This is a genomic window from Sulfitobacter sp. SK011, from assembly GCF_003352065.1.
Taxonomy (GTDB): domain Bacteria; phylum Pseudomonadota; class Alphaproteobacteria; order Rhodobacterales; family Rhodobacteraceae; genus Sulfitobacter.
Genome location: NZ_CP025803.1, coordinates 2,876,493 through 2,901,174, shown reverse-complemented (window position 1 = coordinate 2,901,174; position 24,682 = coordinate 2,876,493). Strand labels below are relative to the sequence as shown.

General features: G+C 57.2%; 24 protein-coding genes and 1 tRNA gene. 8 read left to right on the top strand and 17 right to left on the bottom strand.

From position 1 onward, the window contains the following. Positions 1-56: 56 nt before the first annotated feature. The 6 genes from C1J02_RS14295 to glpX all read right to left on the bottom strand — a co-directional run bounded on the left by C1J02_RS14295 (position 57) and on the right by glpX (position 6,820). Positions 57-1,355, bottom strand: a complete 1,299-nt coding sequence (locus tag C1J02_RS14295; RefSeq protein WP_205389815.1) for a DUF874 domain-containing protein — start codon at positions 1,353-1,355, stop codon at positions 57-59. 91 nt (positions 1,356-1,446) lie between these two features. After that, positions 1,447-2,382, bottom strand: coding sequence for an exopolysaccharide biosynthesis protein (locus C1J02_RS14290; RefSeq protein WP_114879173.1), 936 nt, complete (start codon positions 2,380-2,382; stop codon positions 1,447-1,449). A gap of 47 nt (positions 2,383-2,429) precedes the next feature. Next, positions 2,430-3,203, bottom strand: coding sequence for a sugar transferase (locus C1J02_RS14285; RefSeq protein ID WP_114879172.1), 774 nt, complete (start codon positions 3,201-3,203; stop codon positions 2,430-2,432). A gap of 694 nt (positions 3,204-3,897) precedes the next feature. Beyond that, positions 3,898-3,972 (bottom strand) — tRNA-Glu (locus C1J02_RS14280). A gap of 78 nt (positions 3,973-4,050) precedes the next feature. After that, a complete protein-coding gene (recJ, locus tag C1J02_RS14275; protein WP_114879171.1) occupies positions 4,051-5,790 on the bottom strand; it encodes a single-stranded-DNA-specific exonuclease RecJ in 1,740 nt (579 codons plus the stop codon). A 67-nt stretch (positions 5,791-5,857) separates the two neighbouring features. Further along, complete coding sequence (gene glpX, locus C1J02_RS14270; protein ID WP_114879170.1) at positions 5,858-6,820, bottom strand: class II fructose-bisphosphatase; 963 nt, start codon at positions 6,818-6,820, stop codon at positions 5,858-5,860. An 823-nt stretch (positions 6,821-7,643) separates the two neighbouring features. Between glpX and C1J02_RS20930 the strand changes: the two genes are divergently transcribed. Beyond that, positions 7,644-8,030, top strand: coding sequence for a hypothetical protein (locus tag C1J02_RS20930; RefSeq protein ID WP_162798327.1), 387 nt, complete (start codon positions 7,644-7,646; stop codon positions 8,028-8,030). A 131-nt stretch (positions 8,031-8,161) separates the two neighbouring features. Here the strand turns inward: C1J02_RS20930 and C1J02_RS14255 are convergent, their stop codons facing one another. Next, positions 8,162-9,448 (bottom strand): homoserine dehydrogenase, encoded by a 1,287-nt coding sequence (locus C1J02_RS14255; RefSeq protein ID WP_114879167.1) that lies wholly within the window; start codon positions 9,446-9,448, stop codon positions 8,162-8,164. Between the two features lie 87 nt (positions 9,449-9,535). After that, positions 9,536-9,832: a hypothetical protein gene (locus tag C1J02_RS14250; protein ID WP_205389814.1), complete on the bottom strand. Its 297-nt coding sequence runs from the start codon at positions 9,830-9,832 to the stop codon at positions 9,536-9,538. Between the two features lie 77 nt (positions 9,833-9,909). On the opposite strand from C1J02_RS14250, the gene C1J02_RS14245 reads away from it, so the two are divergent. After that, positions 9,910-10,497, top strand: a complete 588-nt coding sequence (locus C1J02_RS14245) for a TetR/AcrR family transcriptional regulator (protein WP_114879166.1) — start codon at positions 9,910-9,912, stop codon at positions 10,495-10,497. A gap of 18 nt (positions 10,498-10,515) precedes the next feature. On the opposite strand, the gene C1J02_RS14240 is transcribed toward C1J02_RS14245, so the two are convergent. The 8 genes from C1J02_RS14240 to C1J02_RS14205 all read right to left on the bottom strand — a co-directional run bounded on the left by C1J02_RS14240 (position 10,516) and on the right by C1J02_RS14205 (position 17,536). Continuing rightward, complete coding sequence (locus C1J02_RS14240) at positions 10,516-11,271, bottom strand: hypothetical protein (RefSeq protein ID WP_114879165.1); 756 nt, start codon at positions 11,269-11,271, stop codon at positions 10,516-10,518. Positions 11,272-11,450: 179 nt separating this feature from the next. Continuing rightward, complete coding sequence (locus C1J02_RS14235; protein ID WP_114879164.1) at positions 11,451-12,362, bottom strand: pirin family protein; 912 nt, start codon at positions 12,360-12,362, stop codon at positions 11,451-11,453. Positions 12,363-12,475: 113 nt separating this feature from the next. Continuing rightward, entirely contained in the window at positions 12,476-12,955 is a 480-nt protein-coding gene (locus C1J02_RS14230; protein WP_114879163.1) for a hypothetical protein, read from the bottom strand. Positions 12,956-13,154: 199 nt separating this feature from the next. Then, positions 13,155-14,327 (bottom strand): reductive dehalogenase domain-containing protein, encoded by a 1,173-nt coding sequence (locus C1J02_RS14225; protein ID WP_114879162.1) that lies wholly within the window; start codon positions 14,325-14,327, stop codon positions 13,155-13,157. Positions 14,328-14,432: 105 nt separating this feature from the next. After that, positions 14,433-15,806 carry an L-serine ammonia-lyase gene (locus C1J02_RS14220; protein WP_114879161.1) on the bottom strand — a complete coding sequence of 458 codons (1,374 nt, stop codon included), beginning with the start codon at positions 15,804-15,806 and terminating at the stop codon, positions 14,433-14,435. Next, a complete protein-coding gene (locus C1J02_RS14215; RefSeq protein ID WP_114879160.1) occupies positions 15,806-16,501 on the bottom strand; it encodes a glutathione S-transferase family protein in 696 nt (231 codons plus the stop codon). Before C1J02_RS14215 ends, C1J02_RS14220 begins: the two co-directional genes overlap by 1 nt. A 64-nt stretch (positions 16,502-16,565) precedes the next feature. Continuing rightward, a complete protein-coding gene (locus C1J02_RS14210) occupies positions 16,566-16,835 on the bottom strand; it encodes an adenylate/guanylate cyclase domain-containing protein (protein ID WP_162798326.1) in 270 nt (89 codons plus the stop codon). A gap of 365 nt (positions 16,836-17,200) precedes the next feature. Further along, positions 17,201-17,536: a hypothetical protein gene (locus C1J02_RS14205; RefSeq protein WP_114879158.1), complete on the bottom strand. Its 336-nt coding sequence runs from the start codon at positions 17,534-17,536 to the stop codon at positions 17,201-17,203. Between the two features lie 150 nt (positions 17,537-17,686). On the opposite strand from C1J02_RS14205, the gene rpiA reads away from it, so the two are divergent. The 6 genes from rpiA to C1J02_RS14175 all read left to right on the top strand — a co-directional run bounded on the left by rpiA (position 17,687) and on the right by C1J02_RS14175 (position 24,005). Continuing rightward, positions 17,687-18,475, top strand: coding sequence for a ribose-5-phosphate isomerase RpiA (rpiA, locus tag C1J02_RS14200; RefSeq protein ID WP_114879157.1), 789 nt, complete (start codon positions 17,687-17,689; stop codon positions 18,473-18,475). 12 nt (positions 18,476-18,487) lie between these two features. Then, entirely contained in the window at positions 18,488-19,963 is a 1,476-nt protein-coding gene (locus C1J02_RS14195; RefSeq protein ID WP_114879156.1) for an FAD-dependent oxidoreductase, read from the top strand. Between the two features lie 79 nt (positions 19,964-20,042). Beyond that, entirely contained in the window at positions 20,043-21,257 is a 1,215-nt protein-coding gene (gene hflK / locus C1J02_RS14190; RefSeq protein WP_205389813.1) for an FtsH protease activity modulator HflK, read from the top strand. Next, a complete protein-coding gene (gene hflC / locus C1J02_RS14185) occupies positions 21,257-22,156 on the top strand; it encodes a protease modulator HflC (protein WP_114879155.1) in 900 nt (299 codons plus the stop codon). The genes hflK and hflC overlap by 1 nt, the downstream gene beginning before the upstream one ends. Continuing rightward, positions 22,153-22,347: a DUF2065 family protein gene (locus C1J02_RS14180; protein WP_114879154.1), complete on the top strand. Its 195-nt coding sequence runs from the start codon at positions 22,153-22,155 to the stop codon at positions 22,345-22,347. Before hflC ends, C1J02_RS14180 begins: the two co-directional genes overlap by 4 nt. Before the next feature lie 173 nt (positions 22,348-22,520). Next, positions 22,521-24,005 carry a Do family serine endopeptidase gene (locus C1J02_RS14175; protein WP_114879153.1) on the top strand — a complete coding sequence of 495 codons (1,485 nt, stop codon included), beginning with the start codon at positions 22,521-22,523 and terminating at the stop codon, positions 24,003-24,005. Between the two features lie 49 nt (positions 24,006-24,054). On the opposite strand, the gene C1J02_RS14170 is transcribed toward C1J02_RS14175, so the two are convergent. Then, a complete protein-coding gene (locus C1J02_RS14170) occupies positions 24,055-24,612 on the bottom strand; it encodes a peptidoglycan-binding protein (RefSeq protein ID WP_114879152.1) in 558 nt (185 codons plus the stop codon). Positions 24,613-24,682 lie beyond the last annotated feature (70 nt).

Here is a 24,682-nt window from a genome sequence, read left to right as displayed (position 1 = left end):
TTGTCCGGTCGCAGTGCACGGCGCGCGCCCGGTAATTTGGCGACTTCCGGGCGTGGCTACGCTTTGGGTGCCTGCGCCTTGCGTGCCATGCGGGCGGTTCGGCCCTTGAGTTTCACAGCTTCGGCAATGACGATCACAGGGCGCAGCCCGGTTTCCCGTTCCATCTGGCGTGCAGTGCGCAGGACGGGATGCCGTAAGTCAAGCAAGAATGCCACGGCAATTGCCGCGATGACCGAGGCCATGCCGCCGAGGAGCGCCACGATTTTCCGACTGCGGGTGTAGGGATAATCCGGCACTTGCGCCTCTTCGAGGGTGATCAGGCGCTCACCCCGCGCGGCAGCCTCCAGCGAAAAACCAACCTCTGCTTCGTTACGGCGGGTCGATATGACCTCAAGCTGGTCCTGAAGCTGATCCATCCGGCGGTCGAAACTGGCCAATGTGCGGTCGATTTCGGGCGAGGTTTGCAGGCTTTCCTTGAGGGCTGTGCGCCGCTCATTCAGGAGGGTACGTTGTGAGGCCAGGCTGGCAAGCTGCGCATCAATTTCGTCTTCCAGACGCTTGACTGTGGCCGCGCGCGCAGAAGGGTAAAATCGGGTGCGCGCAAGTTGGGCCGCAATCATGTCGCGGTCCAGGGCCAGTATCGCAGTGTTCAGACTGGAAATCTCGTCGCGGCGAAAGGCAACGCTGCCTTCGATAGACAGATCATTTTCGCTGCGAAAGGCTTGGAGTTCTTGCTCAAGTGCGGCGATGTCACGCACAATGTTGGCTTCCTGCCTTTCGAAGAATTCAAGGGTTTCGCGGGTCTGTTCCTGGCGTTGGGTGGCTGACAGGGAGCGGGTCCGGTTGGCAAACTCATGGGCGACCGCCTGCGCCTGTTCGGCGCTGTCCATTTCCGCAGTGATTGTCAGGACGGAAATGGTGCCGTCATCAGCAAACCCTTCACGTGCCGCAGCAACACCCGTGATCGTCACCGCACTGCGCAGCAAGTCCACCTTTTCGGAAAGCCGCAAACCCGATGCGTCCTCATATAGGCCAAATTTATCGATCATCCCGATCAGGTTATCGCGGGCCATCAATTGTTGTTCAATCAACTGCAGGCGGCGCGCAGATGAGCCTTCGACCGTTGATGGGGCGAGGTCATTGGCAATCGTGGGCTGTTCAATCTGAATGACTTCGGCGGACTGATACATATGTTGCTGCATCAGGGCAAAAACGATGGAAACGATGCATCCCAAGAAGATCACACTCAAGATCAGCCGCGCCCGGCGGCGCAGCAAATCCAGAAAGTCATCCAACGAATAGATCGGACCCATCAGCCTGCGTATCCCAATATCAATGAGTTCGGGTGCACGCACCCGCAAGGCCCGGTTTTGACCAGTTTAAACCATAGCAATCCGGTGATCATAGGGCTTCCTACATAATTCCAACAGGGGTTCAGACGGCGGATCAGGTGTAGCGAACAATGCTTGAACGGCGCGCCCGGTTTAATACAACGCCCAACAATGGTACCTGCCCACCCAACATCTGTTCGCATTCAGTCAACTGGAGTGCGGTAGTCTGGGTCCCGTCTGACACCAGCAAAACGCCATCTAGATGGGGCAAAAAGGCCGACACATCATCAAAAGCCAGCATCGGCGGCATATCATAGATCACGATCTCGGGCTGCAGGGCTGATTGCATCTGTTGCAACGTCCGTATCGTGGTTGCGTTCTGAAGCGTTTCGGCGGCAAGTTCATGTGGTTCACTGTTCAGTCCGAGGGCCAACGTGTCACTGCACCGGACCAAATGCTCGGCCATCGCGGTGCGGCCGCCCAGAAATTCTTGCAGTGGACCGCGGGCTTGTATGTCAACGGCTGCCGCGGCGCCGGGATTTCGCATGTTAAAATCCATCAAGATTGAACGCGACCCGGCAATGCGCGACAGGCTGAGCGCCAGATTGACCGCCGTAAAGGTCGTGCCACATCCAGTCGTCGGGGCGGTCACCGCGATGTTTGTCCAGCCATGTTCCTGCGCGGTCTGGCGCAGACGTGTGCGCAATACATCAAAGGCGTGGGCATCGCTACGGCCAAGATCGCTGTCGATGGCGGTTTTGGTCGCGGTGGGCGTACCCCTTGTGCCCGGCGCTTCGATGCTCAGGTCTTGCCAACGCGTATCCTCAGCAGATTTTACAAACGATGGCTTTTCCGGGACTACGGCAGAGAGTTCAAGCAGCCGCTTTTGCGACTGTTCATTCATGATACGACGCGGTCGAATGCCGTGGCGCATTCCGCTAAGAAAGGCAGACATTGATTTGCCTTGGACCGCCGCATCCTGCGATGGTTTGGATGATTCAGCGACAGGATAGTTATCCTTCATTGCATCCCACTTTGGCGGTTTGGACATGCGTCAATCTTACACCTGATCTGTGCTGATCCACAATAAGTCTCGCCTCAATATCCGGTCCGGCGCAAGACCACACCGATCGTCTTGTAGAGCACGGTAAGATCCAACATGAACGAAATATTGCGCAGATATTCCGCATCGACTTCGTTGCGATGAGAGAGCCGCGTGTTGTCGCGTGCAGACACCTGCCACAGACCTGTAACGCCAGGTCTAAGAGCGAAATAGGCATCCGATTCACCATACATGGACAATTGCTCCGGCATCATCGGGCGTGGCCCGACAAGGCTCATATCACCTTTCAAGACATTGAAAAGTTGAGGAAGTTCATCCATGGATGTGGCGCGCAGGAAGTGACCAACGCGAGTGACACGCGGGTCGTTGCGTAGTTTTTGCAATTCGTTCCATTCGCGCCGGCGGGCCGGATCGGAAGCCAGATAGGCCTCCAGCACCGCATCCGCATCGCGCACCATCGTGCGCAACTTCAGAATTTTGAAGCGTTTGCCGTTTTTCCCCAGACGCTCTTGTGTGTAAAAGGGCGACCCGCCCTCGACCCAGAGCGCAACAGCGCAAAATGCAATAAACGGGACGGAAAAGGGCAGGGTCAAAAGGATGATAAGCCCATCCAGCAGCGGTTTGACCAAGCCACGATAAAAACCACTCGCTTCGGCTTTGCGGGCAACAGCACCGTCCCAGACATAGCTGCGGCGTACCGACGACACGGCAAACCGTTCAGACCTTAAAATTGCGGGATTGCCATCAGCAGGTAATGGGCCAAATTCAAATTGGCCATACCCCAGTTGGTTCGTCTTATAACTATTCATGATAACCCCTCCAGGGCATATCGCTACTCTTTACTCTCAACTACGCGTTGACCCTAACTGCGCTCTGCATAGTTCCAACAACGGAAACGGTGACCCAGCGGCAGCTCAAATCACGTGCTCTATACATTACGTTCAGCTCACGCCGATGGTTAACCTAACGTCAACCAATCATCGCGATTTCGTGATCGAAAACATTTCCATCACGCGTTCACCGGACCAACTGTCACATTCATAACAGTTTTTAACCGCAAATGAGGCAATTTCTTTGAAACAAACTGTTTCTTCTAAGGCACAAAAGATATTCCCTCTATACGTGTATCTTTATGCGATTAAAGAAGAATTCGCTCTGAAGCCGATCAGACACTTGCCGAATCCGGGGGAAAAACACCGTTGTCGCCAGAGGCTGACTGAACGATCTGAGGACCGCATGGATTGAACAGTATGAGTTGCTGGTGAGAATGGTTTTTTCAATAGATCACACTCGGTCCTTCTATTCTCGTGGATCAAAGGATGTCACGGGATGATCCGGGATTGGCTGACCGTCAGGCAGAAACCCGTTTGCGCATGACTGACATGGCAGGCCAGTATCTGACGGAAGGCAAAGCCCAAGCATCCCCAAATGTGCCGTGACATGGCCAATAGCAGGCAGCATGCGTTCAGGAGCGAATTCAAAACAACAGTTCAAATGGAAAAGTGGCAGCCCGTAGGGGAGTCGAACCCCTCTTTTCAGGTTGAAAACCTGACGTCCTAACCGATAGACGAACGGGCCACTGGTCGTGAGCGGTTCTTTAGGTAAATGACGCGTAGGGTGCAAGCAGAAATTTCCCGTAGATGACAGAAATTGTATTCAGGCCGCACTGGCATCCTCAAGCCTGAGCTGCACAGAACGTTTGCCCCGCCAGGTATTGATATCCAGCCGCCCTGCCAGATGAAACCGCGCGCCGCCATGGTTTTCCATCGCAGGGCCAAGCGGGCCATCAAATGCACCAAAGGCGATCGCGTCCATCGTGGCCCCCAAACCATCGCCAAAAGTGACCTTGAGGTGGTTCTCGCCCACCCGTTTGGCAAAGCGGATCTGGATGTCGGAAAAGACAAAGCGCGGGGCAGGGGCGGCGGCCCCAAAGGGTCCGGCTTCCTCAATCTTTTCGACCAGTTCAACCGTCGCGGCACCCGGCATCAACAGACCGGTCACCGCAAGGTCAGATGGCCCGGCCAGATGCGCGCCCTGTTTTGCCAACAACGCGCCGAGGCGCGCCATGGCCGCGTCCAGCTTGTCCTCGGCCACGGTCAGCCCCGCGGCCATCTTGTGACCGCCCCCTTTGATCAACAACCCTTCGGCCGCGAGCCTTTGGATGGGCGCACCAAGGTCGATGCCAGAAACAGACCGACCCGACCCTTTGCCAATGCCGTCCTCGATCCCGATTACCACTGCGGGCCGGTTTGATGCTTCTTTCAGCCGCGCAGCGACAATGCCGACCACACCGGGGTGCCAGCCGGGCCCCGACGCCCAGACGAGCGGTGCGTCAAATCCACGTTCCTCGGCCTGAGCCAGGGCCGCAGCGCGCACCGACGCTTCAACATCCCGGCGGTCGGTGTTTAACGCGTCAAGGCGTTCGGCCAGCGCGGCCGCCTCGTGCGGATCGTTCGTCGCCAGAAGCCGTGCACCCAGATCGGCCTGACCAATGCGCCCGCCTGCATTGATGCGCGGGCCCAGCAGGAATCCCAGATGATAGGATGTGGGTGCCGTATCCATGCGCGCAACATCGGCCAGCGCCGCAAGGCCAACCCGCGCCCTCTGCGCCATAATCCGCAGGCCCTGGCGCACAAAGGCGCGATTGACACCGATCAAAGGGGCCACATCGGCAACTGTTGCAAGGGCCACCAAATCAAGCAGGCCCATCAGGTCCGGTCCCTTGCGATCGCTCTCCCGAAGGTGCCGGCCCACTTCGACCAACATCAGAAATACCACAGCGGCGGCACATAGATGTGCAGATGCGCCATCTTCGTCTTGCCGGTTCGGGTTTACAACCGCCAGCGCATCCGGCAGCACCTCACCCCCCAAATGGTGATCCAGCACAATCACATCTGCGCCCTTTGCCGCAGCAATCGGCCCATGGGACAGGGTGCCGCAATCGACGCAAACAATCAGATCATGATCTGTTGCAAGGGCTGCCATGGCCTCTTCATTCGGGCCGTAGCCTTCGTCGATGCGGTCAGGAACATAAAGCGTGGCGGTGTGACCCATGTCGCGCAGCCAAACCAGCAGCAATGCCGCAGAAGAGCCGCCATCCACATCGTAATCGGCAAAAACAGCAATACGTTGCCGCCCGTCAAGGGCGCTCAGAAACCGGCGCGCTGCGCTTTCCATGTCTTTCAGCGACCTTGGATCAGGCAACAGATCCCGTATCGAGGGGGCCAGAAATGCGTCGGCATCCGCTGGGGCGACACCGCGCCGCGCCAGCACCTGACACACGGGCTCCGGCAGGTCGGTTTGCTGCGCCAACACCTCGGCTGCGCGTTCCACATCGACCCCGGGACCAACCCAACGCCGCCCGGTCAGGGATGTCTCAACGCCCAGATACGCCATGACCCATCCCTCATTTCACCCTTTTACAAATACCGTCCGACATATGCCGCAGCCACCGGCCTCTGCGTTATTCCACCGGTGTGCGATAGTTCATGCGCCGCACGGATCCGGTCTTGGAGCGCATGATCAGGGTTTCCGTGGTCATCCAGCCGACTTCGCGTTTGACACCCGGTACCAGATTGCCATCCGTCACCCCTGTGGCGGCAAAGATGACATCTTCGGTCACCATCTCGTCGCGGCGATAAATGCGGTCGAAATCGGTGATGCCCGCCTTGGTGGCGCGGCCGCGTTCATCGTCATTGCGAAACATCAGGCGGCCATACATCTGGCCGCCCATACATTTCAGCGCGGCAGCGGCCAACACGCCCTCAGGCGCGCCGCCCTGGCCCATGTACATGTCGATGCCGGTGGAGGGGTCTGCGCAATGCATGACCCCGGCCACATCGCCATCGGTGATCAGCCGGATCGCCGCCCCTGTTGCGCGCACCTCAGCGATCATCGCCTCGTGGCGGGGGCGTTCCAGAATGCACACGGTGATGTCGCCCGGATCACATTTCCTGGCCTTGGCCAATGCCTTGACGCGCTGACCCGGCGACATATCCAGTGTCACCACATCCGTCTTGTATCCCGGACCAATCGCCAGCTTGTCCATATACACATCCGGCGCATGCAGCATCGAGCCGCGCGGCCCCATCGCAATCACCGTCAGGGCATTCGGCATGTCCTTTGCCGTCAGCGTGGTCCCTTCCAATGGGTCCAGCGCAATGTCGACACCGGGGCCATTGCCGGTTCCGACCTCTTCGCCAATGAACAACATCGGTGCCTCATCGCGTTCGCCTTCGCCGATCACCACGACACCGGCAATATCAAGCAGGTTGAGCTGCTCTCGCATTGCATTGACTGCCGCCTGATCCGCGGCCTTTTCGTCGCCTTTACCGATCAGCTTGGCCGATGCCAACGCGGCGGCCTCAGACACGCGGGCAAGGCCCAGCGACAACATCCGATCTTGAAATTGGGCAGTGAGGGTCATGAGGCAGGGTCCTTAGTATTGGTATTTCATGTTTCGTCTAGCGCTCAGGGGGGATTGATACAAGGTTTGGTGTTGGTTTGCAGGGCTTGGGAGTAACTGGTGAATGTCGGCAGTGTGCCCGTAGCTAACGGTTCCGCCAACCGCTAGAATGTCCGTTCTTCGCTTAAGCGCATATTGCTTCAGGGTTCGCGTCAGCGCAAAAGCAGTCTCATAAACCCATCAAATCTGACCGGAATAACGATCAGTTTGTCGAATTAATTGTTCCGATGCTATAACCGCTTCATGCCGACGGCGTTTCGCTATATGCTGGCTTTCGTTGTAAATTGTTCTTTCGGGGTGCCATTAATGGTCGTTGTTCGGCACACTTACATTCTTAACATTGGCTCCGGCCCTTCGGGCGATCTGACTGGTCACATCTACCGTCAAACGGTGACGTATGCCGCCTTTTGTCACATGGCAGCACTTGCAGCGGAGTGGTTCTCGGCGAAGGATAAGTTATGAAAGACCAGTCACCCGTGCGCGCCCATATTTTCACCAACATAAGCCAGCAACTGATTTTCAAACAGTCTCCCGACTTTTCTGCAGAAATCGACGGCGTTCTTTTCACTTGCGGGCTGGAAATACCGGACGATATCGACGTCTTATTGATGTATACGAGAGCGTCTTACTCTGTGAAAACGTCTCTCACTCGTAATCGAACGATCTTTTATGCCGGAGAGCCTGACGTCATACACCCGTATTCCACGAGGTTCTTAAATCAGTTCGGAACGGTTATGACCACGAGCCCAAAGCCCCTAGCGACCAGAAAGGTTCAAGGCACTATTTGTTCGATGCCGCAATCTCAAAAATGCTGCGCGCGCGAGAGCAAAAGACATGGGAAAACAATCGTGCCAGTCTAGATGAAGGCCGCAGGCGCGCTATTCACGACTACAACTTGATGCGCAATTTCGCTCGACTTGTCAGGGAAGCAATGGCGATGGATGAGGTCACTGAAAAACCTAGCCGACCCTGGATCATTCGCTCCGAGCGGTCATTATGGCCGGAGAGAGGTGCTCGCGGCTCGCTTGCTGGATTTATTCTGCGGCGAGGGTTACAATTTTTTGATCCGGAAATAGAGCTTCGACTTTCCGGAGTAATGCGTCACTTAGATGAACGAAAGTCACTCCGGCGCGCTTTGAAACATGCGCAAATCGAAGCGGCGCGTGACTAGGAATTATTATTGAATAATTAAGAGTATCGGCCTTCTTCGCTGCAACTTCCAGCAAGCCGCCGTTCAAATCAGATGGTCAAAATGCTACTTTGTCCGCATTCCGTACATAACCCTGAAGCTTGTCTACCCGCTCAAACTTCCTCAATTCGCAGTGCTACCGGTGCACCCGACATTACGCCTGTGCCATCCATTGCCGCAATTGCGGTATCCAGCGCGGCGCGCGAGGTTTTGTGGGTCACGATCAGAACCGGGGCTGATGTGTCGTCGTGTTCGTATTGGCGCATGCGGTTGATGCTGACCCCTGCGTCGCCCAGAACGGTGGCGATCTTGGCCATGGCCCCGGGTTTGTCGACCAGCGCCATGCGCAGGTAATAGGGGGCAGGGCGCTGTGATGTGGCGGCCACCGGGGTTTCCAGCTTTGCTGCGGGTTGACCAAAAACAGGGCCGGTCCAGCCCCGTGCGATGTCGCAGACATCGGCCATGACGGCAGAGGCTGTCGGCCCCATCCCGGCCCCTGCGCCGCGCAGCACGATCTGGCCCACGGCATCGCCGTCGATGACGACCATATTGGTGCCGCCATCAAGCTGGCCCAGCGGAGAGGTGTCCGGCACCAGGCAGGGCTGCATCCGCTGCTCAAGCCCGCGCCCGGTCTTTTCGGTCACGCCCAGAAGCTTGATCTTATATCCCATATCTGCGGCGGCACGGATGTCTTCGATGCTGACGCGCTCGATCCCTTCCAACTGGATGCCGTCAAAATCAACCTTGGTCCCAAAGGCGATGGACGAGATGATCGCAAGCTTATGGGCTGCATCAATGCCGCCGACATCGAGCTGCGGATCGGCCTCAAGATAGCCCAGACCGTCGGCCTCGGCAAAAATCTCCTGATAGTTTTTGCCGGAGGTTTCCATGCGGGTCAGGATATAATTGCACGACCCGTTCATCACGCCCATGACGCGGGTGATCTCATTGCCTGCCAATCCTTCGGTCAGGGTCTTGATCACCGGAATGCCACCCGCAACAGCCGCCTCATACCGCAGGACAAGGCCATTGCCTTCGGCCAGTTCTGCCAGTGCCTGACCGTGGATGGCAAGCATCGCCTTGTTTGCGGTCACCACGTGTTTGCCTGCCTTGAACGCGGCCTCTGTGGCGTCTTTGGCGGGGCCGGTCTCTCCGCCCATCAGTTCCACAAACACATCCACATCGTCGCGTGTGGCCAGGGCGACGGGGTCGTCTTCCCAGGCGTAGCCTGCCAATGACACCCCACGGTCGCGGTCCTTGGTGCGTGCAGATACGGCGGTGATTGCGATGGCGCGGCCCGTGCGCGCCTCAATCAGTTTGGCCTGTTGGCGGATGATGCGCACCACGCCGACTCCGACCGTTCCCAGACCTGCAATACCAAGGCGAAGCGGTTTTGACATGGGGCACGATCCTTTGTGGTGCGTGTGGTGAGGGTGATGTTGCCGCGATGTAGCGGGTTCGCGCAGTCCATGCAACGCGGCAATCGGTTATTGCAGGCCTTGTTCCAGACGTTGTTTTTCGCGACCGGACAGAACCGACCCCCGCAGCCGCGCGGCACGCGCCCGCAACCGGGCAACACGCGCATTCAATGCGGCTTCGGTCTGAACGGCATCAACGCGTCCCGCAGTGGCCGAAGCCAAAAGCGGGTCAAGTGGCACCAAAGCGGGATAATCGGCGTTTTCAAGTGCCGGTGTGATCGTGCGATCCAGTGCCGGAAATTGCGTGCAGGCGCTGAGCGCCAACAGGGCAAGGGACAAAGAACAAAAAGATGCACGCCATTTCATGACCATGTTCTTGCACCAGTGCCGCTTTGCGCGCAAGCGGGCTTTGCTTTTGAACAATTGTTCATTAATTTGGCCCAATGGCACGTACCGCAGGTTCACATTCCGATATTACTGGCCCTCGGGTGCGTGCAGCAGCTTTGCGGTTGTTCGCCCGAGATGGCTATGCTGCGGTGTCGATGCGCGCCATTGCGGGCGAGGTCGGCGTGCAGGCGGGTGCACTTTATAATTATACGCCCGACAAGCAATCGCTGCTCTTTGATCTGATGCGCGGGCATATGACCGATCTGCTTGCCGAGATGCCAACAAACAGCGAGGCCTTACCGCTGACCCGATTGCGTGCCTTTGTCGAATTTCACATCCGCTTTCACGCGGATCGGCCTGATGAAGTGTTCATCGCCTATATGGAGTTGCGCAATCTCACCCCAGAGAATTTTACCGTGATCGAGACCTTGCGGCGGCAATACGAAGATCAGCTTGAGGCGATCCTGAAACAAGGTGTTGCAGACGGCGAATTTGACGTCGCTGACACCAAGATCGCAACCCTTGCCGTCATCGCAATGCTTACCGGCGTTAATACGTGGTTTCGTGCTGGTGGGCGGCTGTCGCTTGACGAGGTAAGTGCGCAGTACTGGGGCATGGTGCGCAAGGCGGTTGGGGCGCGATAGCGCCCCGTCTTGCAGCCCTCAGTACAATCCGCGCCGCAAGAGTTGGCGCATCGGGTCAGACACCCGGAACGACGGCTGATCATTGCCGGACCGGCCCAACGCGAACGAGACGCCTGCGCGAAGGGTCGTGTCACCGCCTGCCGCGTTGCCGCCAGACAGCCAATCATGCGAAACTTCGGCAAAGAGTGCCGAAGGCGTGTTTGAAATCCTCATATTGACGCCAAATGTGACTTCATGTGCCACGGCGCTGAAGTTTCTTTCGTCAAATTCGGTGATATCATAGTGACCAGAAAAGCGTGTGTTCTCGGTGGCTTGCCAGTGAAGCCCCGCACCCGCCGTGACCCAATCCAGATCGTTGTCCGTCGACAGGCCAATGCCTGCCCGCACTTCGGCGTTCACGTCATCTGACAGCGCAAACATGCCAACGGCACCAATCTGGCCATAGGTCGAAGACTTGTTGTTCTTATCCGCAACCATCAACGACAGCCCGTATTTTTGCCCTTCGCGCGGTGCCATGTAGAGCACTGTGCCGAAGCGCCCGATGCCGCCGTTGCTGCGTTCTTCGTATTGCAGATCGAATTGCAGGCCATGGTGCTTTGTGATTGCGACATCAACCGTACTTGAAACGGAGCCACCTTCGCTGGCGTGATTTGAAAACCCAAAGCGCAGGTCCGCGCCAATGATGCCTAATTCAGTATCTGTGAGGGTTTGTGCGGTTGCGGGGAAAGCGCCAAGCAAGGTCAGTATGGCGGCGGTGAAAAGGGGATGGGACATGGAAAATTCCTTTGATCGACGATAAAAAAATGCACCGGCCCCCGTCGGTCAATGAGGGTCTTATGGTCGATCAGGCGATTTTAGGAAAGTTTAATCTAAACAAATGGTTAAGTGGTAAATTGGTTAACACCAAAGTTCAAATGTGGCAGGGGTGAAGGATCTCTTCACCCCTTGTTTTGTTAATGCACGGGCTTGATGAACTTGCCATTGCGCAGATCGGCAAAGGCTTGTTGCAGCTCTGCTTGAGTGTTCATCACGATAGGGCCATGCCAGGCCACCGGCTCTTCAATGGGTGCACCGGAAATCAGCAGGAAACGAATACCTTGGGGCCCTGCCTGGACGGTAACCTCATCGCCGGATCCAAACCGGACCAGGGTACGGTCACCTGACAGATCGCGAATGTTAAGCTCTTGGCCTGCAACCTCTTTTTCCAACAACACGCCCGAAGGGGCAGAGGCATCCGCAAAGGCACCCGCGCCGCCAAATACATAGGCAAAGGCGCGTCGATAGGTGTCGATGCGAAAGGTCTTTTTGACGCCCGCAGGCACAATGATATCAAGGTATTGCGGGTCTGCTGCGACGCCATCAACCGGCCCTGTTTTGCCCCAGAAATTGCCGGTGATGACCTTGACCACGGTGCCGTCATCATCGGTAATCACGGGAATATCGGCGGCTGTCACATCCTGATAGCGCGGCGCGGTCATCTTTTGCGCGGCAGGCAGATTGCCCCAAAGTTGAAAACCGTGCATCTGGCCACGCGCGTTGCCGTGCGGCATTTCCTGATGCAGAATGCCCGATCCTGCGGTCATCCACTGCACGTCACCGGCACCCAGTGACCCGACATTGCCCAGTGAATCGCCATGATCCACCGTGCCTTCAAGGACATAAGTGATCGTTTCAATGCCGCGGTGCGGATGCCATGGAAAGCCCTTTTCGAAATCCTCGGGCCGTTCGTTGCGAAAGTCATCAAACAGCAGAAAAGGGTCCAGTTCCGATGGGTCCTGAAAGCCAAAAGCGCGGTGCAGTTTGACGCCTGCACCCTCCATCGTCGGCACGGCGCGGCGGGTTTCGAGTGTGGGTCTGAGGGACATTTCCGCTCTCCTATGGAATGATGAACCCAAGATAACCACGGCGCGCCAAATTCCAAGTCAGCCCCACACACGTGTTCTGTGCAAAAATGCGCAAGGCCCTTGGTTCGAGCGACCTATTGCAGTTCGGTTGAACCACTGATGGCATTTTCTGTCTTGCCCGTGGCCTGATCGGTCAGCGACACAAAGGTACCGCCGCCGGTAGCACCCGCAAAGACATCGGTGCCCCCAACGGTTGTCCATTCCCCGGTGATTGCCCCTTCGGCTGTCATCCCGGTGGCGACCCATTTGGTGAAGGTGATTGCGCCCATGGCGGTCCTGAACACGCAGTGCCCCTGGCCCGAAGCGGCGGGCGGCTGAAGCTCCAGCGTGCCGCTGCACTCGCCCTTCATGCCGCTAAGCAGCGTGCCCGCATCGTCCTGATTGTTGCTGGTATATTCTGTGCTGGTAAACACAATCATGTGTCCGTCGTCGATCGGAAAATAAGTGTTACTTGTCTGACCATAAGCGACGGATGACATGTCGAGCGTGCCCCCCGCGATGCCGGGCAATGCAGTGGTGGCAGTGAGAAACGCAGCGATAAAAAATGGTTTCATGACAAAAAATCCTTAAAAAAATACCGAAAAAATTAGGGCCTGCAGGCAACAGAGTTGATCAGGCACCTTTGTCTGGTGCGGTGGTTGGCCATTTCCAAAAATATTGGATAAGCCCCCCCGTGGTGACTTATCATAGGTTAATACCGGGTCGAAGTCATCAAGATTTCGCCACACGCCTGCTTTCCTGAACCAGCTTTGGCTAGATGTCGCGCGCCCACCAATCGCCGGGTTTTTTGCGTCCACCGCGCTTTCGGTCCATCCAAAGTGCCAGGTGGCGCAGGGGTGACAGCGCGATTTTCAGCCATGCCTTGTTCTGCCATTTGGAAAAGTCCCGATTGAACGGGCACACCCGCATGCAGATCGCGCAATCCGATGACATCTTGGCCCAAAAACCAAAGCATTTTTCTGCATCAGAGGTCCATTTGCGCACACCTTTGATGGCGGACACGTCGGTGCTGATCTTGGGCGGGCCAAAGGGAAGCGCCTTGACCGGGCAGGCATCCGCACACTTTGTGCAGATGTCGCAGAAGGCCCGCACGCCGCGTGGTTTGGGCGTGTCGTGGGTCAGCGGCAAATTGGTAAAGATTTTGGAAAACCGCAGGCGCGGGCCAAATTCGGGCGTAATCACCATTTGATTGCGGGCATATTCGCCCAAGCCGGCCTTGATCGCGTAGGGTATCACCAAGCCTGTGTCGTTCATGGATGCCGTCGCTTCATAGCCGAGATTGCGGATATAGGCGGCCAGCTGCATGACCACTGCGGCTTCGTGGCTGTATTCACGCCCGGTTGCGGCCCCGGCCAGCGCGGACGGGTAGGTGGCGACCAGATTCTCTTCCATCTGATGGCCCATCACGATCACGGATGTCATACCCTGGGGCAGATCATTCGGGGCCTCAGACATATCGCGGGTGTCCACGCGGGACGCATAAAGCCATCGGTCGTCCATATCTGTGATGCCGCAAAGGTCCGCCCCGAAAAACCGCGCAATGCGTTTAATCTCTGACGCCATTCTTGCGGGGTCATCGACGGGTTGCTGCATGGGGGCCACGGGCGTGTCATTGGCGATCGCTGCTTGAAACCCCTCGCGCTTTCCTGCGTCGTTACCCCGGTTTGAGATGATGTCACTGACCAGCCAACTGGCATTGCGCAGGGCAAAATCGCGTTGGGTAAATCCATCGCCGCGGCGTGGTGCCGCTTCCATCCGGTAGGAGGCAAAAAACTGATCGGTCTGCTTTGAGCGGATGCGGTCATCCCAAAAGGCGCGGGTGAACATGTCATTGCGCTGGGTGAACCGTTCGAATTCCGCTGTGACCTCAATCCCGGCGGCGGTGTCATCAGGGTGAGGTGTCGGGTGGTTTGACGGATAGCTCATTGGCCATGATTGGGCGGTGGGAACGCAATTGTCAAAGGGTGCAGGGCGCGTGGCGTTCACGTGTCTTTGGAGCGCCAACGCTGTACGCTGTGTTCCCCTGTCACCTCAACAATTCGGGACGTTTACCGCCAAGCCGCCAAGCGAAGTTTCTTTATATTTTTCGCTCATATCCGCCCCGGTCTGGCGCATGGTTTCGATGCATGCATCCAAAGGCACCAGATGCGTGCCATCACCGCGCAGCGCAAGAGATGCCGCAGAAACAGCCTTGATCGCGCCCAGACCATTGCGTTCGATACACGGCACCTGCACCAACCCTTTGATCGGATCACAGGTCATGCCGAGATGATGTTCCAGTGCGATTTCCGCCGCGTTTTCAACTTGTTCTGGCGTCCCACCCATGACCGCACACAGACCTGCGGCAGACATGGCAGCGGCCGATCCGACCTCGGCCTGGCACCCGGCCTCGGCACCTGAGATTGAGGCGTTGAATTTTACCAGACCACCAATGGCGGCGGCGGTCAGCAGGAAATCCTCGATGTGGCTTTCGGATGCGCCGGGCACATGGTCGAGGTAATAGCGCAGGGTCGCGGGCATCACACCTGCGGCTCCATTGGTGGGCGCGGTGACGACCTGCCCCCCGGCTGCGTTTTCCTCGTTCACGGCCATGGCATAGACGCTCATCCAGTCGTTGATCGTATGGGGTGCCTGCAGGTTCATGCCGCGTTCGGCCTGCAACGCATCATGGATGCCCTTGGCGCGGCGTTTGACCGACAGACCACCGGGCAGGGTGCCGCCGGTTTCCAAGCCGCGGTTGATGCAGTCGTTCATCACTTGCCAAAGGCGCTTTGATCCTTCGCGCAGATGCACCTCGCCGTTGCGCGACACCTCGTTGGCGCGTTTCATGCCCGCGATGGTTTTGCCGGACGCCTTGGCCATCTCAAGCATTTCGGCAGCGGATTTAAAAGGGTAGGGGATCGGCGCGCCTTCGTCTGTGTCCTTGCCCGCCGCAAGTTCAGCCTCGGTCATCACAAAGCCGCCGCCGATGGAATAATACGTTTCGCGCAACACCACGTCGCCCTGGGCGTCCGTGGCCATCAGCATCATCCCATTGGCATGGCCGGTGAGTTTCACATCATAGTCAAAGATCATATCCGTTTTGGGATCGAATTTCAGCGCTGGCAGGTCCGGCACAGTGATCTGGTGGGTGTTGTTGATTGCCTGCAGCGCTGCTTCGGCCTTTTCGGCGTCATAGTCTTGCGGGGTGAACCCGGCGAGGCCAAGGATGGTGGCGCGGTCTGTGGCGTGGCCGACACCGGTAAACGCAAGCGATCCGTGCAGCGATGCCCGCAGGCCGGCAAAGTTGAAAGGAGAGGTGCGCATCAGGTCCAGAAAACGTGCAGCGGCAACCATTGGGCCCATTGTGTGGGATGAGGACGGGCCAATGCCGACCTTGAACATATCGAAAACCGAAAGAAACATTATATGGCGCTGCCTTCTGGTGGCGTGGGGGGATGGGGTGCAGTGAAGGGTGTATCACCCAGACCTTCGGCGTTTTGCAAGGCGTGGGTGCAGGGCAGTGTTTCAAGATGCGCACAAAGCTGCGCAAGGGCTGGATAGCGGGACAGATCAAACCAGGAGCGGTCGGCATCACGCGGATAAAGCGCGGGCCAGCGCAGGACACCGGCAATATAGAAATCAAGAACAGTGGGGTCCAGAGCGCCAAGCCATGCGGGTTTGGTTGCGGCAACCTGATCCAGTGCACCAAAACTGATGTGCAAATGGTGTTGCAAACCGTGGCGCAGGGCGGTTGCACTGTCGGCTGCAATGAACTTTTCAGGATAGAACAACATCCGCAACGCCGGGTGAATGGTGTTGCTGACAAAAAACAGCCACTTCAGGAAATCGCCACGTGCCGGATCTGTCGGTGCCGGGCCAAGGCCGCCATGGGTATCGGCAAGCCAAAGCAGTATCGCGCCGGTTTCAAACAGCGGCCCGTGCGGCGTTTCCAGCACCGGGATCAACCCATTGGGGTTCAGCGCACGGTAGGGTGGCTTGGTCTGTTCTGCGTTGGTGCGGTCCACCAACACCGTGCGGAAATTCAGCCCGGCATGCTCAAGCGCAAGGCGGATGATCAAGGATGCGTTATCAGGGGCATAGTGCAGCACATAGGTCATGGCGCAGTCTTACCGCGCAAGCGCAATCGCGCACACATCAAAAGCGACGCTTGGCACCCTGTTTTCAGCTTAGCGTATAGGTGACAAGCTCGACCGCACCGCAAAAGCCCCGGATCGGATACGGGCCGAGCTGTTTCGCTGTCACATCGCACACTTCTGCGAAATCTGCTGTGGCAATCAGAGGCACCTCAAGATCACGGGTCAGCCCTTCGATCCGGCTGGCAAGGCCCACGGCGGCACCGGTCGCGGTGAAGTCCAGCCGTTTGGCCGTGCCGACATTGCCGTAGATCACTGACCCGACATTCAGGGCAATGCCGAAATCAAATTCTGGCAAACCGTCGCTTTTTCGTTTCCTATTCGCATGTTTCGGACGCGCAATCGATTTGCTGGCCGTCACCGCGTTCGATATGTCCGGCTAAAATCTGTTGCCCGGATATGGGGCCCAGATAGGTTTCCAAAACTGCCGATGTTAGCAATTGGTCGTTGTCCACTCTGATACAGGTGCAAAGCGGCGTGATCAGCCGTTCAATCCCCGCCAGCTCCGGCTGTTATAACCCGGTGGAACGATCTGTGGAAAACGACAAGATAGCCCCACGAAATTCTGTTGCTACGATTGTCTCAAGGACTTGCGGCATGCCAAAGCTACGTTTGAATGCCGCGTACCCGGTGGTCCCTTTTGACGCCAGTTGTGCAAACATATCATAGCGCGACCTCATCTGGATCGGTGAGATCGGAATATAGGCGATCACGGTTGCTTTTGATTAGATCGATAAGCGGGTTTTCCATTTGCTCGACAATATTCGCGTAGCTTCTGGGATGGCATCGGGTGGTGACCTGGCCGCTGTCGCGTGTCCAGCGCATCTCAATGACACCAATTACCGGATGCAGGATCGACCGCCCAATGCTGATCCGCGAAATTGCAATGCCGCACCCGACAAGCCGGGCTGCCATTTCTTTTACGGTGTCTGCAATTGGCTCATCTCTGAGCGATTGGGCCAGCAACCAGTCTGTTATGTTGTCGAAGTGGTCAGGCACGCGGCGGGTTCCTTTGCGCCGTGGTTATGAGAAAGTTTAAGAGAATTTCTTTGGAGTCGCTGTTTCTGTGCACATTTGCATGTCCCAAGGGGTCGCGCATGGCTGCCAAGGCACCTATAAGAACGAAAATGCCGCAAGGGAGTCGCTGCCATGGCTGGAGAACTGTCGCCGATTGATAAGGCAAAATTTGTGGCCGCCAAACGCGCGGCGCAATTTGTTGAAGACGGCATGCGCGTAGGTCTGGGTACTGGCTCCACTGCGGCGTGGCTGGTGCGTTGTCTGGGCGAAATGGTCCGTGATGATGGCCTCAGGATCAAAGGCGTGCCAACGTCGACGCGCACTGCGGAACTGGCGCGCGGTGTGGGCATTGAGGTGATATCGCTGGATGAAGCGAAGTGGCTGGACCTGACCATTGACGGCGCGGACGAATTTGACGGTGACCTGAACCTGATCAAAGGCGGCGGTGGCGCGCTTTTGCAGGAAAAGATCGTGGCGACCGCAAGCGACCAAATGGTGGTGATTGCCGATATTGGCAAAGAGGTCGAAAGCCTTGGGGCATTTCCCCTGCCCATCGAAGTCATTCCGTTTGGCTGGCAAACCACGCAGGCGCTGGTTGAGGAAACATTGATCAGCATGGATGTGCTGGGGCGCACGTCGTCGCTGCGGATGAATGGCGAGGTGCCGTTTATCACCGATGAGGGCAATCATATCCTCGATCTGCACCTGAGGCGTATCGGCAATCCGCGGCAACTTGCGCTGGTGCTGAACCAGATGCCGGGGGTCGTGGAAAACGGGCTGTTTATCGACATTTGTGACACGGTTGTGATCGGCTATGGGGATGGCAGGGTCGAGGTGCGCGATATAAATGAGGGTACCGTGGCAACAGAGCGTGTAGATTTCGTTGAATCCGACAATCTGTTTTCCGATCTATCTGACTGAGGAACGCAAGGCATGGCCAAAACTGAATTTGATTATGATCTGTTTGTCATCGGTGGCGGGTCGGGCGGCGTACGTGCGGCACGGGTGGCCGCTGGCGAACATGGCGCACGGGTTGGGCTGGCCGAGCATGACCGCTATGGCGGGACCTGCGTGATACGGGGCTGTGTGCCGAAAAAGCTGATGGTATTTGCCTCTGAATATGCGCATGTGGTCGACGAGGCGCATGCCTATGGTTGGGATCACAAGGCCGGTGGTTTTGATTGGTCCGCGTTTCGGGGCAAGCTGCACAGTGAACTGGACCGCCTTGAAGGGGTGTACCGAAATCTTTTGAAAAGCTCCGGCGTTGATACCTTCGATGCGCGTGCGACGCTTAAGGACGCGCATACCGTTGCGTTGTCGGGCGGTGAAACCAAGACAGCCAAACATATCCTGATTGCCACAGGCGGCCATCCGGTGCGTCCCGATCTGCCAAATGCCGATCTGGGCATTGTGTCAGATGATATCTTTCATCTGGATGAATTGCCCAAGTCGATGCTGATCATCGGTGGCGGCTATATCGCGTGCGAATTTGCCTGTATTATGAACGGCTTGGGTGTTGAGGTCACACAATATTATCGCGGCGCACAAATTTTGCGCGGCTTTGACGATGAAGCACGCGGGCTGGTTGCAGAATCGATGCGGGAAAACGGCGTTGATTTGCATCTGGGCACAAATATTGTCGAAATGTCGCTGGCCGCTGACCACAAGGACGGGCCAATGCCAACTGCATCTGATGCTGCAATGGGCGCATCTGCGCAGCAGCGCCGGGATATTCCGGGCAAATCAGGTGCCAAAGGCAGCCGTAAGGGTCCGATCTGGGTCAAATCCACCAATGGCACCGAAAAGGTGTTCGATATGGTGATGTTTGCCACCGGGCGTGATCCGTCGAGCCGCGAGATGGGGCTTGAGGAAATCGGCGTCAGTATCGGTCGCCGGGGCGAGGTCGTGGTGAATGAATACAGTCAGACCGGGGTGCCATCAATCTATGCGATTGGCGATGTGACGAACCGGGTCAACCTGACGCCGGTGGCGATCCGCGAGGGGATGGCGTTTGTACAAACTGTCTTTGCGGCTGAGCCAACGCCGGTTGATCACGAACTGATTGCTTCGGCCATCTTTACCCAGCCCGAAATGGGCACAGTGGGGATGAGCGAAGAAGAGGCGCGCGACAAAGAAGAAGTCGAGATATACTGCACGTCGTTCCGGCCCATGCAGACCGCCTTTGCGGGCAAACCAAATCGCGTCCTGATGAAACTGGTGGTATCCAAGAAAGATCGCACCGTTTTGGGCTGTCATATCGTCGCACCGCACGCCGGTGAGTTGATCCAACTGGCAGGCATCGCAGTAAAGGCAAAGTTGACCAAAGAACAGTTTGACGCGACATGTGCGGTGCATCCAACCATGTCCGAAGAACTGGTTACGATGCGCAATCCGATGCGCACCGCTTGATTTTCACAGTTTAACGCACAATTTTGTAACAAGATCGAGATTACGCCGCGAAGCGCGGCAGATGAGGGGAAAGACTTAGATGGCAGGCAATACAGGCGGTCCTTGGGGCGGCGGCGGTGACAACGGGAAAGGTGGCGGTGGTGATGATCGCTCCAACGGCAAAAGCGGCGGCGGGCGTGGTCCTGGCGGTGACAAACCGCAAATGCCCGAAATAGATGATCTGGTGAAAAAGGGCCAGGAACAACTGCGCGTCCTGATGGGCGGTGGTGGTCGTGACCGCACGGGTGGTCCGGGCGGTGGTGGCAATCGCGGTACCGGTGGTCCGATACTGACACGCGGCACTGTGGGCCTTGGCCTGCTGGCGGGTGTTGTGCTTTGGGGGTTTGCGAGCTTTTACACAGTGCGTCCCGAACAACAGTCAATTGAACTCTTCCTGGGCAAGTTCTCGTCAATCGGTACCGAGGGTTTGAACTTTGCCCCATGGCCTGTTGTCACGGCGGAAGTGTTTGATGTGACGACCAACCGCACCGAAAACCTGGGTGTGCGCAGTGGCAATTCCGACAATGAAGGTCTGATGCTGACCACGGATGAGAACATCGTAGACATTGATTTTCAGGTGGTGTGGAACATCAAGAATGCCAAAGATTTCAAGTTTTCCCTGCGCGACCCGGAAACGGCTGTAGGCGCTATTGCTGAATCAGCGATGCGCGAAGTGATTGCGCAATCCGAACTGGCACCGATCCTGAACCGCGATCGTGGCGTTGTCGCCGACCGGGTCAAGGAACTGATCCAGACGACATTGGACAACCGCGAAACTGGCATCAATGTGCTGCGTGTCAACGTCAACAAGGTCGACCCGCCCCAGCAAACGGTGCAGGTGACCAATGCATCTGGTCAGACATCAGCGCAATCTGTTGTGGATGCGTTCCGTGATGTGCAAGCCGCCGAACAAGAACGCGACCGGGTCGAACGTCAGGCGGACGCCTATGCCAACCGTAAAACCGCCGAGGCCCGTGGTGCATCGGCGCAATTGCTTGAGGCCGCAGAAGGCTACCGTGCGCGCGTCGTGAACGATGCGGTGGGTGAAGCGAGCCGTTTTGAAGCGGTTTTGACCGAATATGAGGACGCCCCTGACGTCACGCGCAAGCGTCTCTATATCGAAACCATGGAAAAAGTGTTGGGTGATGTGGACAAGATCATTCTTGAAAGCGGCGCTGGTGGTGGCAGCGGGCAGGGCATTGTGCCGTATCTGCCGCTCAATGAGTTACGTCGCAACTCTGGAGGGTCAAACTAATGCGTAAGGCTGGATTTTTGATCCCTATTGTGGTCATTGCCCTTGTGGCTGTGCTGTCCTCGATTTTTGTCGTGGATGAACGTGAAAAGGTACTGGTGCTGCGTTTTGGCCAGATCAAGCAGGTGCGGATTGACCCCGGTATCGGCTTTAAAGTGCCGCTGCTGGACGAAATCGTGCGGTTTGAAGACCGTATTCTGACGCTGCAAACCCCGGTTTTCGAAGTGACACCTGCGGATGACCGGCGTTTGGAAATTGACGCATTCGTCATGTACCGGATCAACGACATTGTGCAGTATCGTCAGGCGATTGGCGCGGGCGGTGAACGTCAGGCTGAAAGCGATCTCAGCGGTATCATGGAATCCCAGCTGCGGGCGGTTCTGGGTTCACAAGGTGTGACATCAAACACCATTCTGTCACCAGAACGCTCTGCCTTGATGGATCAGATCCGCGAACGTGCCGACGCGCGGGCTTCTGTATTGGGCCTCAGGGTTGTGGATGTGCGTCTGCGCCAGACCAACCTGCCGGAACAGAACTTCGATGCGACGCTGAAACGGATGATTGCGGAACGGGACCGCGAGGCAACCGATGAACGGGCGCGCGGTCAGGAAGCCGCGCAACGTGTGATCGCGCTTGCGGATCGGACCTACGAAGAGATTCTGTCCGAGGCGCGCCGCGATGCACGTATCATCGAAGGTGAAGCAGATGCTGAACGCAACAAGATATTTGCGCAAGCCTATGGGAAAAACCAGGAATTCTTTGAATTCTATCGGTCTCTGACGGCCTATGAACAAGCAATGAAAGGCGACAATTCCTCTATGGTTCTGTCTACTGACAGCGAGTTCTTTGACTATCTGCGGTCCGAGCGGGGTGGCCGTCCAGGTGAAGGCGAGCGCAATTGACGCTCCTTTTGCTGGCCCTTGGGTTGGTGATGATTTTGGAGGGGCTGGTCTATGCACTGGCCCCTTCGCTTTTGGAACGGATGCTTGAGATATTAAGCGAGATGCCGCAATCGGCGGTGCGCCAGATCGGCGCGCTGGTGGTGCTGGCCGGGCTTGTCCTGGTCTGGCTTGCGTTCCAGATCGGGGTCTGAGCCGCCGGGCGAAGATGATTTGCGGTTTTTGGCGATCACAACATTATCTGCCGAGTTGAAATGCCCGTGATCAGGCGTATGTTTAATGTTGCGGTGCAACGAGGCAGGATGCACTCTGTCGCGAAACGGTTTCGGGTCAAGGGACCCCACGACTATCCAGCAGGAGATTACCAATGCAGCCACAGGCGCAAGCTCAGGCACGACCTTTCCAAGAAGCCTTTGTTTTCAGGGCGCTTCTCCTAAGCCTTTTGACGATTGCATTTATCGCTGTTCAGGCGGTTACGGCCTTTGCCAAACCCGAAAGCCTGGCACCTTTGGCCGAACAAATCAGCCCGTCGGTGGTGAACATCACAACGTCGACCGTTGTTGCAGGTCGCACCGGACCGCAGGGGATCGTCCCCGAAGGCTCTCCTTTTGAAGATTTTTTCCGTGAATTTCAGGACCGCAACAATGACGGCGAAGAACCGCGCGCGCGCCGGTCTTCGGCGCTTGGGTCCGGGTTCGTGATTTCAGAGGACGGTTTTGTTGTCACCAACAACCACGTCATCGAGGGCGCGGATGAGATCACGATTGAGTTCTTCTCGGGTGAGGAATTGATTGCCAAGGTTATTGGCACGGACCCAAAGACAGACATTGCATTGCTGAAAGTCGAAACAGACACGCCGCTGCCGTTTGTGAGCTTTGGCGACAGCAACGCCTCGCGCGTGGGCGATTGGGTCATTGCGATGGGCAATCCGCTGGGTCAGGGTTTTTCGGTCTCTGCGGGCATCGTTTCGGCACGCAACCGGGCGCTGTCGGGGACCTATGATGATTACATTCAGACGGATGCCGCGATCAACCGGGGCAACTCGGGCGGGCCGCTTTTCAACATGGACGGCGACGTGATTGGCGTGAATACCGCAATCCTGTCACCCAATGGCGGGTCTATCGGGATCGGCTTTTCCATGGCATCCAATGTTGTGACCCGCGTGGTTGACCAGCTCAAGGAATTTGGTGAGACCCGCCGCGGCTGGCTTGGTGTGCGCATTCAGGACGTGACCAAGGACGTTGCGGATGCGATGGGTCTGGACAAGGCTGAGGGGGCGCTGATCACGGATGTGCCCGAAGGTCCTGCCAAAGAAGCGGGGCTGATGACAGGCGATGTCATCGTGTCCTTTGATGGGGTTTCCGTGGCTGACACGCGCGGTCTGGTCCGTCAGGTCGGCAACAGCCCTGTGGGCGCGGCAGTGCGTGTCACCGTTTTGCGTGAGGGCAAGAGCCAGACCATCAAAGTGGTTTTGGGTCGCCGGGAAGATGCAGATTCCGAAGCATCAGCCGAAACAGACGACGGTGCGCCGGATGAGGGCAGCGAACCCGAAAATAAATCGATTCTGGGTCTGACCCTGACGCCGCTCACGGATGCGCTGCGCGAAGAGTTGGGCGCGGATGCCACAATGGAAGGCCTTGCGGTCACTGAGGTGGACGAGGCGTCAGAGGCTTATGAAAAAGGCCTGCGTTCGGGCGATATCATCACCGAAGCCGGGCAGCAGAAAGTGTCAGCCATTGATGATTTGGAAGCGCGGGTCAAAGCCGCCAAGGACGGCGGGCGCAAGTCGCTTTTGCTGTTGGTGCGTCGGGCCGGCGATCCGCGGTTTGTGGCGCTGTCGCTTGGCGACTGACCGAACTACACATATAAACTTCAAAGGGCACCCAAGGCGGTGCCCTTTTTTATTGATCCGGAGGACGCGCCACCGCGACCAAGCCCAGTTTGCGTGCGGTCGCCAGCGAAAGTACACCGCTGTCCAGCCCATCAAGCCGCTGAAATGACTGAATGGCGGCGCGGGTTGCCGCGTCCATCTCGCCGTTGACAGCACCTATGTAATAGCCGCGCACCGCCAATGCCCGCTGAAGCGACGCGTTGAACTCAGCGGTCAGGGCCTCAGGGCAAGGGGTTTCGAACCAATTGTCGACCCTTTGCGTGACGATCAGCGGACGCGCCTCAGTTTTGTAAACGGGCAGTGAACTGATTGTGCCATCCGGGTTAACCTTGGCGGGCTTGACCTGCACCTGTTCAGTCACTGTTTCGATCACTGCGGGGCTGACAGTGCGGCCCCAGCACGTGCCCGGTGCCGCACCTGAGGGTCCGTTGCGTGTGGCCTTTATAACGCCGGGTTCAGGCGGGACATCTTGCCCGACAGGTACAGGGTCGCATGCCGAAAGGGCGGCTGAAAACGCCAGCCACAGGGGAACGCGACATGCGTGAATTACTCGTTGTGCCTCAATCATGGCCCAATGCCTCTTGGGTCTGTTCTTTGGCGTCACCTTAGCGGCTTTGCGCGGGCGTGCCTAGCGGCAA

Bases quoted from the DNA above. Each gene is read 5' to 3' on its own strand.
- C1J02_RS14290 (WP_114879173.1), bottom strand. From the start codon at position 2,382: ATGTCCAAACCGCCAAAGTGGGATGCAATGAAGGATAACTATCCTGTC.
- C1J02_RS14285 (WP_114879172.1), bottom strand. From the start codon at position 3,203: ATGAATAGTTATAAGACGAACCAACTGGGGTATGGCCAATTTGAATTT.
- recJ (WP_114879171.1), bottom strand. From the start codon at position 5,790: ATGGCGTATCTGGGCGTTGAGACATCCCTGACCGGGCGGCGTTGGGTT.
- glpX (WP_114879170.1), bottom strand. From the start codon at position 6,820: ATGACCCTCACTGCCCAATTTCAAGATCGGATGTTGTCGCTGGGCCTT.
- C1J02_RS14255 (WP_114879167.1), bottom strand. From the start codon at position 9,448: ATGTCAAAACCGCTTCGCCTTGGTATTGCAGGTCTGGGAACGGTCGGA.
- C1J02_RS14250 (WP_205389814.1), bottom strand. From the start codon at position 9,832: ATGAAATGGCGTGCATCTTTTTGTTCTTTGTCCCTTGCCCTGTTGGCG.
- C1J02_RS14245 (WP_114879166.1), top strand. From the start codon at position 9,910: ATGGCACGTACCGCAGGTTCACATTCCGATATTACTGGCCCTCGGGTG.
- C1J02_RS14240 (WP_114879165.1), bottom strand. From the start codon at position 11,271: ATGTCCCATCCCCTTTTCACCGCCGCCATACTGACCTTGCTTGGCGCT.
- C1J02_RS14235 (WP_114879164.1), bottom strand. From the start codon at position 12,362: ATGTCCCTCAGACCCACACTCGAAACCCGCCGCGCCGTGCCGACGATG.
- C1J02_RS14230 (WP_114879163.1), bottom strand. From the start codon at position 12,955: ATGAAACCATTTTTTATCGCTGCGTTTCTCACTGCCACCACTGCATTG.
- C1J02_RS14225 (WP_114879162.1), bottom strand. From the start codon at position 14,327: ATGAGCTATCCGTCAAACCACCCGACACCTCACCCTGATGACACCGCC.
- C1J02_RS14220 (WP_114879161.1), bottom strand. From the start codon at position 15,806: ATGTTTCTTTCGGTTTTCGATATGTTCAAGGTCGGCATTGGCCCGTCC.
- C1J02_RS14215 (WP_114879160.1), bottom strand. From the start codon at position 16,501: ATGACCTATGTGCTGCACTATGCCCCTGATAACGCATCCTTGATCATC.
- rpiA (WP_114879157.1), top strand. From the start codon at position 17,687: ATGGCTGGAGAACTGTCGCCGATTGATAAGGCAAAATTTGTGGCCGCC.
- C1J02_RS14195 (WP_114879156.1), top strand. From the start codon at position 18,488: ATGGCCAAAACTGAATTTGATTATGATCTGTTTGTCATCGGTGGCGGG.
- hflK (WP_205389813.1), top strand. From the start codon at position 20,043: ATGGCAGGCAATACAGGCGGTCCTTGGGGCGGCGGCGGTGACAACGGG.
- hflC (WP_114879155.1), top strand. From the start codon at position 21,257: ATGCGTAAGGCTGGATTTTTGATCCCTATTGTGGTCATTGCCCTTGTG.
- C1J02_RS14175 (WP_114879153.1), top strand. From the start codon at position 22,521: ATGCAGCCACAGGCGCAAGCTCAGGCACGACCTTTCCAAGAAGCCTTT.
- C1J02_RS14170 (WP_114879152.1), bottom strand. From the start codon at position 24,612: ATGATTGAGGCACAACGAGTAATTCACGCATGTCGCGTTCCCCTGTGG.